General features: G+C 72.5%; 12 protein-coding genes. 10 read left to right on the top strand and 2 right to left on the bottom strand.

What is annotated here, in order from left to right; genetic code table 11:
• Positions 1 to 13 precede the first annotated feature (13 nt).
• Genes hisD through priA form a run of 6 tightly spaced genes read left to right on the top strand, consistent with a single transcriptional unit; the run spans position 14 to position 4,783 of the window.
• The gene (gene hisD / locus ACFQO7_RS20620; RefSeq protein ID WP_376807856.1) at positions 14 to 1,354 is read left to right on the top strand and encodes a histidinol dehydrogenase; all 1,341 of its coding nucleotides are present in this window, start codon (positions 14 to 16) and stop codon (positions 1,352 to 1,354) included.
• Complete coding sequence (locus ACFQO7_RS20615; protein WP_376807855.1) at positions 1,351 to 2,427, top strand: histidinol-phosphate transaminase; 1,077 nt, start codon at positions 1,351 to 1,353, stop codon at positions 2,425 to 2,427. The genes hisD and ACFQO7_RS20615 overlap by 4 nt, the downstream gene beginning before the upstream one ends.
• Complete coding sequence (hisB, locus tag ACFQO7_RS20610; protein ID WP_376807854.1) at positions 2,424 to 3,047, top strand: imidazoleglycerol-phosphate dehydratase HisB; 624 nt, start codon at positions 2,424 to 2,426, stop codon at positions 3,045 to 3,047. Before ACFQO7_RS20615 ends, hisB begins: the two co-directional genes overlap by 4 nt.
• Before the next feature lie 5 nt (positions 3,048 to 3,052).
• Positions 3,053 to 3,673 carry an imidazole glycerol phosphate synthase subunit HisH gene (gene hisH / locus ACFQO7_RS20605; RefSeq protein WP_360529644.1) on the top strand — a complete coding sequence of 207 codons (621 nt, stop codon included), beginning with the start codon at positions 3,053 to 3,055 and terminating at the stop codon, positions 3,671 to 3,673.
• Between the two features lie 55 nt (positions 3,674 to 3,728).
• The gene (locus tag ACFQO7_RS20600) at positions 3,729 to 4,061 is read left to right on the top strand and encodes a hypothetical protein (RefSeq protein ID WP_360529530.1); all 333 of its coding nucleotides are present in this window, start codon (positions 3,729 to 3,731) and stop codon (positions 4,059 to 4,061) included.
• A complete protein-coding gene (priA, locus tag ACFQO7_RS20595; protein WP_376807853.1) occupies positions 4,061 to 4,783 on the top strand; it encodes a bifunctional 1-(5-phosphoribosyl)-5-((5-phosphoribosylamino)methylideneamino)imidazole-4-carboxamide isomerase/phosphoribosylanthranilate isomerase PriA in 723 nt (240 codons plus the stop codon). The genes ACFQO7_RS20600 and priA overlap by 1 nt, the downstream gene beginning before the upstream one ends.
• A 125-nt stretch (positions 4,784 to 4,908) precedes the next feature.
• Here the strand turns inward: priA and ACFQO7_RS20590 are convergent, their stop codons facing one another.
• Entirely contained in the window at positions 4,909 to 5,811 is a 903-nt protein-coding gene (locus ACFQO7_RS20590) for a LysR family transcriptional regulator (protein WP_376807852.1), read from the bottom strand.
• Positions 5,812 to 5,883: 72 nt separating this feature from the next.
• On the opposite strand from ACFQO7_RS20590, the gene ACFQO7_RS20585 reads away from it, so the two are divergent.
• Both ACFQO7_RS20585 and hisF read left to right on the top strand, forming a co-directional pair.
• A complete protein-coding gene (locus ACFQO7_RS20585) occupies positions 5,884 to 6,837 on the top strand; it encodes an EamA family transporter (RefSeq protein ID WP_376807851.1) in 954 nt (317 codons plus the stop codon).
• Positions 6,834 to 7,592 (top strand): imidazole glycerol phosphate synthase subunit HisF, encoded by a 759-nt coding sequence (hisF, locus tag ACFQO7_RS20580; RefSeq protein WP_376807850.1) that lies wholly within the window; start codon positions 6,834 to 6,836, stop codon positions 7,590 to 7,592. The genes ACFQO7_RS20585 and hisF overlap by 4 nt, the downstream gene beginning before the upstream one ends.
• Positions 7,593 to 7,752: 160 nt before the next feature.
• Here the strand turns inward: hisF and ACFQO7_RS20575 are convergent, their stop codons facing one another.
• Positions 7,753 to 8,475, bottom strand: a complete 723-nt coding sequence (locus tag ACFQO7_RS20575) for a Bax inhibitor-1/YccA family protein (RefSeq protein ID WP_376807881.1) — start codon at positions 8,473 to 8,475, stop codon at positions 7,753 to 7,755.
• Positions 8,476 to 8,716: 241 nt separating this feature from the next.
• Between ACFQO7_RS20575 and ACFQO7_RS20570 the strand changes: the two genes are divergently transcribed.
• Together ACFQO7_RS20570 and ACFQO7_RS20565 are read left to right on the top strand one after the other, a co-directional pair.
• Positions 8,717 to 11,845, top strand: coding sequence for an efflux RND transporter permease subunit (locus ACFQO7_RS20570; protein WP_376807849.1), 3,129 nt, complete (start codon positions 8,717 to 8,719; stop codon positions 11,843 to 11,845).
• A gap of 7 nt (positions 11,846 to 11,852) precedes the next feature.
• Positions 11,853 to 12,314 carry an efflux RND transporter periplasmic adaptor subunit gene (locus ACFQO7_RS20565; RefSeq protein ID WP_376807848.1) on the top strand — a complete coding sequence of 154 codons (462 nt, stop codon included), beginning with the start codon at positions 11,853 to 11,855 and terminating at the stop codon, positions 12,312 to 12,314.
• The last annotated feature ends 13 nt before the right edge of the window (positions 12,315 to 12,327 follow it).

Below are 12,327 nucleotides of genomic sequence, written 5' to 3'. Positions count from 1 at the left end.
TAGACTTTGGGAGGTGTTGACCCGTATCGACCTGCGTGGACGTGACATCGATCCGCGCAACCTGCTGCCGCGTGCCCAGATCGACGTCAGCCAGGCGGTGGAGCAGATCCGCCCGCTGGTCGACGGGGTGCGCGAGCATGGCGTCGAGGCGGTCAAGGAAGCCACCCATCGGCTCGACGGGGTGGACCTGGCCGCGTTGCGGGTGCCGGCGGAAGCGATCAAGGAAGCCGAGCAGGCCCTCGAACCCGAGGTCCGGGCCGCCCTGCTGGAGGTGATCGCGCGCACCCGCAAGGTGCACGCCGACCAGCGCCGCCCCGACCACACCACCCAGGTCGTGCCCGGCGGCACGGTCACCGAGCGCTGGCTGCCGGTGTCCCGGGTCGGCCTCTACGTGCCCGGCGGCCTGGCCGTCTACCCGTCGACCGTGGTCATGAACGTGGTCCCCGCGCAGGCCGCGGGCGTGCCCAGCCTGGTGATCGTCAGCCCGCCGCAGAAGGCGACCGGGCTGCCCGACGCGCGGGTGCTGGCCGCCTGCGCGCTGCTCGGCGTCGACGAGGTGTACGGCGTCGGCGGGGCGCAGGCCGTGGCCATGCTCGCCTACGGCACGCGCGGCACCGCCGACCCGGAGCGGGAGCTGCCCGCGCACGACGACTGCGCGCCGGTCGACCTGATCACCGGCCCCGGCAACCTGTGGGTGACCGCCGCCAAGCGCCTGGTGCGCGGGGTGGTCGGCATCGACGCCGAGGCCGGGCCGACCGAGATCGCGATCCTGGCCGACGACACCGCCGACCCGGCGCACGTCGCCGCCGACCTGATCAGCCAGGCCGAGCACGACCCGATGGCGGCCAGCGTGCTGGTCACCGACTCGCCCGCGCTGGCCGACGCGGTCGACGCGGAGCTGGCGGTGCGGGTGGCCCGCACCAAGCACAGCGAGCGGGTCGCCACCGCGCTGGGCGGGCCGCAGTCGGCGACCGTGCTGGTCGGCGACCTGGCACAGGGCCTGCGGGTGGTGGACGCGTACGCCGCCGAGCACCTGGAGATCCAGACCCGCGACGCGCGCGAGTGGGCGATGCGGGTGCGCAACGCCGGGGCGATCTTCGTCGGGGCGTACGCGCCGGTGTCGCTGGGCGACTACTGCGCCGGCTCCAACCACGTGCTGCCCACGGCGGGCTGCGCCCGGCACAGCTCGGGCCTGTCCGTGCAGTCGTTCCTGCGCGGCATCCACGTCGTGGAGTACACGGCCGAGGCGCTGCGCGACGTCGCGCACCACGTGGTCGCCCTGGCCAACGCCGAGGACCTGCCCGCGCACGGCGAGGCCGTCACCGCGCGGTTCGAGAACGGGGGCGCGGCATGAGCGAGTGGGTGCAGGAGCTGCTGCGGGAGGATCTGCGCGGGCTCAGCGCGTACGGCGCGCCGCAGCTGGACGTGCCGGTGCGGCTGAACACCAACGAGAACTCGTACCCGCTGCCCGACGAGGTCGTGCGCGCGGTGAGCCGGGCGATCACCGGTGAGATCGCGGACCTGAACCGCTACCCCGACCGCGACGCCGTGAAGCTGCGCGCCGACCTGGCCGCCTACTGCGGGCACGGGCTCACCGCCGAGCAGTTGTGGGCCGCCAACGGCTCCAACGAGGTGCAGCAGCAGCTGTTCCAGGCGTTCGCCGGTCCGGGGCGCACCGCGCTGGGCTTCGGCCCGGCGTACTCGATGCATCCGCTGCTGGCCGTCGGCACCGCCACCACCTGGGTGGACGGCCGGCGCGACGGCGACTTCGGGCTGACCGTGGAGCACGCGGTGGCGCAGGTGCGGGCGCACCGGCCCGCGCTGACGCTGCTGTGCTCGCCGAACAACCCGACCGGCACCGCCCTGGACTTCGCCGTGATCGAGGCGGTGCTCGCCGAGACGGCCGGCCTGGTCGTGGTCGACGAGGCGTACGCCGAGTTCCGGCGGCCGGGCACGCCCAGCGCCCTGGAGCTGCTGGACCGGCACCCGCGGCTGGTCGTCAGCCGCACCATGAGCAAGGCGTTCGCCTTCGCCGGGGCGCGGGTCGGCTACCTGGCCGCGCACCCCGCCGTGATCGAGGCGGTGCAGCTGGTCCGCCTGCCGTACCACCTCTCGGCGCTCACCCAGGCCGCCGCCCGCGCCGCGCTGGCGCACGCGGACGTGCTGCTGGGCACCGTCGAGGCGATCAAGGCGCAGCGCGACCGCATCGTGGCGGACCTGCGCGCCGGCGGCTGGACCGTGGCCGACTCGGACGCGAACTTCGTTCTGTTCGGACGCTTCGCCGACCAGAAGGCGGCCTGGCAGACCCTGCTCGACCAGGGCGTGCTGGTCCGCGACGTGGGCCTGCCCGGCTGGCTGCGGGTCACCGCCGGGACCGAGGAAGAGACCTCCGCCTTCCTGGCGGCGATGAAGGAGTTGGCAGCATGAGGACCGGACGCGTCGAGCGGGTCACCAAGGAGACCAAGGTCCTCGTCGAGGTCGACCTCGACGGCACGGGCCGCGGCGACATCAGCACCGGCGTCGGCTTCTTCGACCACATGCTGAACCAGATCGCCCGGCACGGCGGCATCGACCTGACCGTGCGCACCGAGGGCGACCTGGAGATCGACGCGCACCACACCATGGAGGACACCGCGCTGGCGCTCGGCGAGGCGTTCGCGCAGGCGCTCGGCGACAAGGCGGGCATCCGCCGGTACGGCGACGCGGTGGTACCGATGGACGAGGTGCTGGTGCAGGCCGCCGTGGACCTGTCGGGGCGGCCGTACATGGTGCACGACGAGCCGGAGAACATCGCCGACTACATCAACCCGGGTAGCGGCCCCGTCTACCCGACCTCGATGACGCGGCACATCTTCGAGTCGTTCGCGCAGACGGCGCGCATCACGCTGCACGTGTCCGTGCTGCGGGCGTCGCGCCCGGGGCAGAAGCCCGACGCGCACCACGTCATCGAGGGCCAGTTCAAGGCGCTGGCCCGCGCGCTGCGTACCGCCGTGGAGATCGACCCGCGCAGCGCGGGCGTGGTCCCGAGCACGAAGGGCGTGCTGTGAACGCGCTGCCGAAGGTGACGGTGCTCGACTACGGGTCGGGCAACCTGCGCTCCGCGCAGCGCGCGCTGGAGGCGGCCGGTGCCGAGGTGGTGGTCACCGAGGACCTGGCCGCGGCCGTTCGGGCCGACGGCCTGGTCGTGCCCGGCGTGGGCGCGTTCGCCGCGTGCATGGCGGGCATCGAGGCCGCGCAGGCCGGGCCGGTGATCGCCGACCGGGTCATGGCCGGGCGGCCCGTGCTGGGCATCTGCGTCGGCGCGCAGATCATGTTCGACTCCGGCGATGAGCACGGCGTGGTCACCAAGGGCCTGGGCCTGCTGCCCGGCGCGGTGACCCGGCTGGCCGCCCGCCGGGTGCCGCACATGGGCTGGAACCTGCTCGACGCCCCGGCCGGTTCGACGCTGTTCAGCGGTGTCGACGCGGACGCGCGCTGCTACTTCGTGCACTCGTACGCCGCGCCGCCCAACGCCGAGCTGGACGCGGTCGCGCTGGTCACCACGTCGACCCACGAGCACGCGACGTTCGTCGCCGCCGCGGAGCGGGGGCCGCTGTCGGTCGCCCAGTTCCACCCGGAGAAGTCCGGGGCGGTCGGCGCACGGGTGCTGCGGAACTGGATCGCCACGCTGTGAGCCCACTCGTTAGGCTCGCCGCGACGTTGCGGCGGGACCGGGGTGGAGACGACAGATGAGCAAGGAACGCAAGCTGCGCCGTGAGGCCCGTGAGGCGGCCGCACGGCAGGCCGTCGCGGCCGAGGAGCGCCGGGCGGCCCGCCGCCTGGCGCGGCGCGCCTTCTGGCGCCGGATCAGCCTGTATGAACTGCGCATACGCCGTACCGGCCGGTTGTCGGCGCGGCGCAGCGCGGCCGAGCGGGCCGGGGTCGCCATCGTGGTGGCCCTCGCCCTGTTCGTGATCTGGACGCTGGTGCCGTCGACGGCGCTGGCGGTGGCGCTGTCACTGCTGCTGGCGCTGACCCTGCCCGTGTTCGTGATCGTCGCTTTCGATCGAAGGAGTTCCTGATGGCCCTGGATCTGCTGCCCGCCGTGGACGTCGTCAACGGCCAGGCGGTGCGCCTGGAGCAGGGCGCCGCCGGCAGCGAGACGTCGTACGGCGCCCCGCTGGCCGCCGCGCTGGACTTCCAGGCGGCCGGGGCGCAGTGGATCCATGTCGTGGACCTCGACGCCGCCTTCGGCCGGGGTTCCAACGCGGAACTGCTCGCCGAGCTGGTCGGCCGGGTCGACATCAAGGTCGAGCTGTCCGGCGGCATCCGCGACGACGAGTCGCTGGCCGCGGCGCTGGCCACCGGCGCGGCCCGGGTCAACATCGGCACCGCGGCGCTGGAGGACCCGCAGTGGTGCGACCGGGTCGTGGGTGAGTACGGCGACCGGGTCGCGATCGGCCTCGACGTACGTGGGCGGGTGCTGTCCTCGCGCGGCTGGACCCGCGACGCCGGTGACCTGTACGAGGTGCTGGAGCGCCTCGACAAGGCCGGCTGCGCCCGGTACGTGGTCACCGACATCCTCAAGGACGGCATGCTCCAGGGGCCGAATCTGCAGCTGTACCGCGACATCTGCGCCGCGACGTCGGCTCCGGTGATCGCGTCCGGCGGGGTGTCCACGCTCGACGACCTGCGCGCTCTGGCGACGCTGGAGCCGATCGGCGTCGAAGGCGTCATCACGGGCAAAGCCGTCTACTCGGGCGCGTTCACCATCCCGGAGGCCCTCACCGCCCTGGGCGCCTGACGCCGCCTGCCGCGCCGCGCCGCGCCGCGCCGCGCCGCGCCGCGCCGCAACTCTTAACGAGTTGCGGCATCGGGCCGGCCCGGTAGGCGCGACTCGTTAAGAGTTGCGCCACGGGGGGAGGCGGGTCAGGCGCGGGCCGTGGTGCGGGTGGACCAGGCGGTGGTGATCGCGTCGAGCACGGCTTTGAGGGCGGGGCGCTGGTGGTGGGCGGTGCGCCAGGTGACGCTGACGCGGCGGGTGGGGACCGGGTCGACGGGGACCACGACGGTGCCGGGGGCGGTGGTGAGGCGGGCCAGGCGGGGAAGTAGGGCGACGCCGAGGCCCGCGGCGACCAGGGCCTGCTGGGTCTCGAACTCGCCGACCAGGTACGCGGGGCGCAGGCCGGGTAGGGCGCGGACCAGCCAGTCGTGGCAGATGGTGCCCTCCGGTGAGGCGATCCAGCGCTCGTTGGCGGCCCGGTCCAGCGGGCCCGGCCCGGCGGTGGCGAGCGCGTGGTCGGCGGGCACGACCAGGTCGGCGGTGTCCTCGCCGAGCACGGTCGAGGAGACGCCGGGCGGCAGGTGCAGGCGCACCTCGCGCCAGTCGTCGATCACGGCGACGTCGACGCGGCCGCGGTCGAGGGACTGGAGCGCCTCGTACGGGTTGGTCTCCACGACGCGGGGGCGCAGGCGCGGATACAACCTGTTCAATGCGGTCAGGGCGGGTGGCAGCAGGCCGCGGCAGGCGGTGGCGAAGCAGGCGACGGTGACCTCGCCGGCGACCTCGCCCCGGTAGGCGTCGAGCGCGGCCGAGGCGGTGTCGGCGGCCGCGAGCACCAGCGCGGCGTGCTCGGCCAGCAACCGCCCCGCGTCGGACAGGCGCAGCCCGCGGCCGTCCTTGTGGCAGAGCACCGCGCCGGTCTCCCGTTCCAGCTTGGCGAGCTGCTGCGACACCGCGGACGGGGTGCAGTGCAGGGCGGCGGCCGCGGCGTGCACGGTGCCGTGGCGGGAGAGCGCGTCGATGGCGCGCAGGCGGCCGAGATCGAGCATGTAGCGATTCTAAACGAATACTGAAGAACTATTCGCTGGTGCTGCACGGTTCTCCGGGCCGAGACTCGGTTCATGAGACCGAGGGACATCCTGCTGGCCGTCGCCGTCGCCGCCGCGTGGGGCTGCAACTTCGTCGCGATCGAGGTCGGGCTGGATCGGATGCCGCCGCTGCTGTTCGGCGCGCTGCGGTTCGCGCTGGCCGCGTTCCCGGCGGTGCTGCTCATCGGCGGTCCGCGTACGCCCTGGCGGTGGGTCCTCGGCATCGGCCTGGTGCTGGGCGTGGTCAAGTTCTCGCTGCTGTTCGCGGGGATGGCCGCCGGGCTGCCGGCCGGATTGTCCTCGCTGCTGCTGCAGAGCCAGGCGATCTTCACCACCGTCTTCGCGGTCGCGCTGCTGCGGGAGCGGCCGGGCGTGCGCCAGTGGGCCGGGCTCGGGGTGGCCGTGGCGGGCGTCGGGCTGGTCGCCTCCCGACTCGGGTCCGACCGGCCCGTGGAGGGCTTCGTGCTGGTGCTGGCCGCCGCCGTGGCGTGGAGCGTCTCCAACGTCATGATGCGGCGGGCCGCCCCGCCCGACATGCTGCGCTTCATGGTCTGGGTGTCTGCGGTGGCCACGCTGCCGCTGTTCGCGCTGTCGCTGCTGTTCGAGGGTCCCGACCGCGTCGGCGCGGCACTGTCCGGGCTGGACCTGTCGGGGCTCGGGGCGCTGGCCTACATCGCGGGGATCTCCACGCTGGCCGGGTTCGCCGGCTGGGGCGTGCTGATCAAGCAGTACGGCGCGGCGACGGTGGCCCCGTTCTCGATGCTCGTCCCGTTCTTCGGGATGAGTTCGGCGGCCCTGTTCCTGGGCGAGCCGCTGCGGGCGGGCGATGTGATCGCCGGGGCGCTGGTGATCGGGGGAGTGCTGCTCGGGGCGAGCGGCGGCGGCAGGGTCGCGGCCCCGGACGGCACGGACCGGCGCCCCGGACCGTCCCACGAGCCGGACCAGCGGCTCGTCGTGGCGGGCCGGCAGGTAGCGTCGAGCGCATGAGTGTCGCGGTGCGGGTCATCCCCTGTCTGGACGTGGACGCCGGACGGGTGGTGAAGGGGGTCAACTTCGTCGACCTGCGCGACGCCGGTGACCCGGTGGAGCTGGCGTCGGCGTACGACGCGGCGGGCGCCGACGAGATCACCTTCCTCGACGTGTCCGCCTCCTTCGAGGGCCGCGGCACGATGCTGGAGGTGGTCCGGCGCACCGCCGAGACCGTCTTCATCCCGCTGACCGTGGGCGGGGGCGTGCGTTCGGTCGAGGACGTGGACGTGCTGCTGCGCGCGGGCGCGGACAAGGTCGGCGTCAACACCGCCGCGATCCACCGGCCCGAACTGATCACCGAGATCGCCCGGCGCTTCGGCAGCCAGGTGCTGGTGCTGTCGCTGGACGTGCGGCGGCTCAAGGACGGCGCCGGGTTCGAGGTGACCACGCACGGCGGGCGCAAGTCGGCCGGGCTGGACGCGATCGAGTGGGCCCGCCGGGTCGCCGACCTGGGCGCGGGCGAGATCCTGCTGAACTCCATGGACGCCGACGGCACCAAGGAGGGCTTCGACCTCGAACTGATCAAGGAGGTCCGGGCCGTGGTCGACATCCCGGTGATCGCCTCCGGCGGCGCGGGCAAGGCCGCCCACTTCCCGCCGGCCGTGGACGCCGGGGCCGACGCGGTGCTCGCCGCCAGCGTGTTCCACTTCGGCGACGTCACGATCGGCGAGGTCAAGACGGCCCTGCGCGGAGCCGGCCACCCGGTCCGCTGACTTACGCGGACGCGCCGTGCGGACTGCACCGTCAGGCCTGGCTGGCCGCAGCTCACGCGGCATCCGGTGTTAACAAGGGCACCTTCTATAACGCGGAGCGTGCTGCGCTGCTGCTCGGCTCGCTGACGCGAGCCGACGAAGGTGCCCTTCCTAGGTCCGGTCAGCGGCGGAGGTAGCTGAGCAGGCGGAGGATCTGCCAGTAGAGGAAGATCAGGCCGACCAGCATGCCGAAGGCCAGGTACCAGCCGAAGCGGGGTGGCAGGCCGGCGGCGACGGCGCGTTCGACCTGGTCGAAGTCGATGACGAAGGTCAGCGCGCCGACGACCACGCAGAGCACGGCGAACAGCACGCCCAGGGTGCCCGCGCGGTAGATCGGCAGGCTGTGGCCGAAGAAGCGCAGGGCCAGGTCGACCAGGCTGAGCAGCACGATGCCGAGCAGCGCGCCGGTGACGACCTGGGTGAAGCGTTTGGTGGCGCGCAGGATGCGGGCGCTGTACAGCGCGGCCATGGCCAGGAAGACGCCGAACGTGCCGATGACGGCCTGCACGACGATGCCGGGGAACTGCTGCTCCAGTTCCCGGCTGACCACGCCCAGGAAGACGCCCTGCAGTACGGCGTACCCGCCGATCACGAACGGGTTGGTGATCCGCTTGAAGACGATCACCAGGGCGAGCGCCAGCCCGGCCAGGCTCGAGCCGAGCACGGCCAGCCCGGTCCAGGCGGGGGTCTGCAGCAGGTTCCAGGACGCGGCGGCGGCCGCCGCCGTGACGGCGACGAGCACCAGTGTGCGCCCGCACACGCCGTCCAGGGTGAGCCGCTGCCGCTGGTCGAGGACGACCGGCGCTTCGATCGGACGGGTGAGCACGGGATTGGAGCTCTGCATCACCACGGACGTCCTCCGCTGACGACGTTACGGCACTCTCAACCGGACATTAGCTGTCTAAATGCTCCCAGGCTGTGTGTTCACTGAGATATCTCTGAAATCCGAATGAGTCTCCCAAATCGGGCGGGTTCGGATTACGGTCAGGTTATGCGGGTTGCGCGACCACGGTCGCGCCCCATCGGACGGATGTACCGCCGCTCCGCGGTCGCTGGAAGGGAAGTCCACGGCCATGATCCGCTGGATGGTCAGCACCAGTCTCAAGTTCCGCCTCCTGATCCTGCCGCTCGCGGCGGCGCTGCTGATCCTGGGCGCGGTACGGCTCAAGAGCGCGCCGGTGGACGTGCTGCCCGAGTTCAGCGCCCCGCGGGTGGAGGTGCAGACCGAGGCGCTCGGCCTGTCCGCCGAGGAGGTCGAGCAGCTGATCACCGTGCCGCTGGAGTCCGATCTGCTCAACGGCGTCGCCTGGCTGGACCACATCAACTCCGAGTCGGTCCCCGGGCTCTCCTCAGTGGAACTGATCTTCGAACCGGGCACCGACGTGTACCGGGCCCGCCAGATGGTCCAGGAGCGGCTGACCCAGGCCGGCGCGCTGCCCAACGTGTCCAGCCCGCCGGTGATGCTGCAGCCGCTGTCGTCCACCAACCGCGTCATGATGGTCGGCCTGACCTCGAAGGACGTTCCGCTCACCGAGATGTCGGTGCTGGCCCGCTGGGTGATCAAGCCGCGCCTGATCGGCGTGCCGGGCGTGGCCAACGTGGCCGTCTGGGGCAACCGTGAGCGGCAGCTGCAGGTGCAGGTCGACCCGGCGAAGCTGCAGCAGAACGACGTGACGCTCAACCAGGTCATCTCCACCGCCGGCAACGCGCTGTGGGTCTCCCCGCTGACCTTCCTGGAGGCGTCGACCCCGGGCACCGGCGGCTTCATCGACACCCCGAACCAGCGGCTGGGCATCCAGCACGTGCTGCCCATCCGCACCCCGCAGGACCTGGCCCAGGTCACCCTGGAGAGCCAGGAGGGCGACAAGCGGCTGCGCCTGGGCGACGTGGCCACGGTGGTCGAGGACCACCAGCCGCTGATCGGCGACGCGCTGGTGGAGAGCGGCCCCGGCCTCATGCTCGTGATCGAGAAGCTGCCCGGCGCGAACACCGTGCAGGTGACCAAGGACGTGCAGGCGGCGCTGAGCGCGATGAAGCCCGGCCTGACCGGCATCGAGATGAACACGAACGTGTACCAGCCGGCCGCCTTCATCGACCGGGCGCTGGACAGCTCCGCCCTGGTCGCGCTGCTCGGCCTGCTGCTGCTCGCGCTGGTGCTGGCGCTGTGCTTCTGGGAGTGGCGCACCGCGCTCACCGCGTTCTTGGCGGTCGTGGTGTCGGTGGCGCTGGCCTGGGTGGTGCTGAGCTTCGCCGGGTACGGGCTGAACCTGATGCTGCTGGCGGGCATCGTGCTCGGGGTGGTCTTCGCGATCGCCGACGCGGTCGGCGACGTCCGGCACATCGCGGGCCGGCTGCGCGAGCGGCGGCTGTCGGGCAGTGAGGAGCCGGTCGGCCGGGCCATTTTCAACGCGGCGCTGGAGGTGCGCAAGCCGACGGCGTACGCCACCGTCATCGCGCTGGTCGCGGCCGCACCGGTGCTGCTGCTACCGGAGCTCACCGGGCTGTTCTTCCGCCCGCTGGCGCTCGGCTTCGTCGCCGTCGTGCTCGCCTCGACGGTGGTGGCGCTGACCTTCATCCCGGCCATGTCGCTGGTGCTGCTGCGCAACACCGCCCTGGAACGGCACTCCTCGCCGCTGCTGCGCCGGGCGCAGGGCTGGTACCCGCGGTCGCTGTCGCCGGTGCTGCGCACACCCGCCATCGCGTACGGGCTGGCCGGGCTGGTCGCCCTCGGCGGTGTGCTGGCCCTGTTCCAGCCGCTGGCCCAGAGCGTGATGCCGTCGCTGCGCGAGCGCAGCCTGCTGGTGCACTGGGACACCACACCCGGCACCTCCGGCATCGAGATGACCCGGATCACCGAGAAGGTGAGCAAGGACCTGCAGGCGCTGCCCGGGGTGCAGGCCGTCGGCGCGCACCTGGGCCGGGCCATCACCTCCGACCAGGTGGTGAACGTCAACTCCGGCGAGCTGTGGGTCAACATCGACCCGGCCGCCGACTACGGCGCCACCCGCGCCGCCATCGCCTCGCTCGTGAAGAGCTACCCGGGTCTGGACACCGACGTGCTGACCTACCCGGAGGAGCGGATCACCCAACTGCTCGGCGGCGACGAGGAAGCCGTGGTGGTGCGGGTGTACGGCCAGGACCTCGACGTGCTGCGCAGCAAGGCGGCCGAGGTGCAGCAGATGCTGGGCACCGTCGACGGCGTGGTCAACCCGGCCGCCGACCTGCCGGTGGAGGAGCCGACGGTGCGGGTCAAGGTGGACCTGGCCAAGGCGCAGCAGGCCGGCATCAAGCCCGGTGACGTACGCCGGGCCGCCGCCGCGATGCTGTCCGGCATCCAGGTCGGCAACCTGTTCGAGGACCAGAAGGTCTTCGAGGTCGTGGTCTGGGGCGCGCCGACCGTGCGCAACAGCCTGACCAGCATCCAGGACCTCAAGATCAATACCCCGGCGGGGCAGCAGATCCGGCTCGGCGACGTCGCCGACGTGTCGATCGCGCCCAGCCCGACCGTCATCGAGCGCGACTCGGTGTTCCGGTACGTCGACGTGAGCGCCGACATCAAGGGCCGCGACTACCGGGCCGTGGTCGGCGACGTCGAGTCCAAGCTGGGCGCCATCCCGTTCCCGCTGGAGCACCACGCGGAGCTGCTCGGCGCGTACGAGCACCAGCAGGAGAACCAGAACCGGCTGCTGCTGGTCGGGCTCGCGGCGCTGATCGGGATCTTCCTGCTGATGCAGGCGGCGATCGGCAGCTGGAAGCTCACCGCGCTGGCGTTCCTGACGCTGCCGGTGGCCATGGCCGGCGGCCTGATCGCCGGGTTGATCACCGGCCTGTCGGCGATCACGACCCTGACCGCGCTGGTCGCCGTGGCCGCGATCACGGCCCGGTTCGTGCTCCAGATGGTCGGCCACATGCAGGCCCTCGAACGCCGGGGCGCGGAACCGTTCGGCTCCGGCCTGGTCACCCGGGCGGCCCGGGAGCAGGCCGGTTCGATCCTGGTCACCGCGGTGGGCACGGCCGCGCTGCTGCTGCCCCTGCTGCTGCTCGGCGGCCGGGCGGGCATGGAGCTGCTGCAGCCGATCGCGCTGGTCCTGCTCGGCGGCCTGACGGTGGCCGTGCTGCTCGCCCTCTTCGCCGTCCCCGCGCTGTACCTGCGCTTCGGGGCCGGCTCACAGCGCGAGGACCTCGCGCTCTACACCGAACCACGGTTGGGGTGACACGACGATGAAGCACCATTTCGGCGAGAGGCTCGACCGGTGGACGGTCGGCGGCCTGCTGGTCGGCCTGCTGGTCGTCGGGGCGCTGGGCGTCGCCGCGGCCAAGGGGGTGCCGACGAGCACCTCGACGCCGCCCAAGCCGGCCAAGGTCGAGTCGATCGAAGGCAGCAAGGTCAAGAAGGTCACGCTAACGGAGGAGGGCGTGGGCCGGCTCGGCCTGACCGCGGTGCCGCTGACCGAGGCGGCGGGGGTCAAGACCATCCCGTACTCCGCGCTGATCTACCTGCCGGACGGCACCACGTGGACGTACGTCGAGACCGCGCCGCTCAGCTTCCAGCGGGAGCCGATCACCGTCACCAAGATCGAGGGTGACCAGGTGCGGCTGTCCCAGGGACCGGCGGCGGGGGCCAAGGTGGTGTCCGTCGGCGCGGCCGAGCTCTACGGCGCCGAGACCGGCATCGGCAAGTGACGGAGGCGGCACG

Source organism: Catellatospora aurea, assembly GCF_042663325.1.
Classification (GTDB): Bacteria; Actinomycetota; Actinomycetes; order Mycobacteriales; family Micromonosporaceae; genus Catellatospora; species Catellatospora aurea.
The sequence above is the reverse complement of the archived record's forward strand: the minus strand, read 5'-3'. Positions and strand labels throughout refer to the sequence as shown.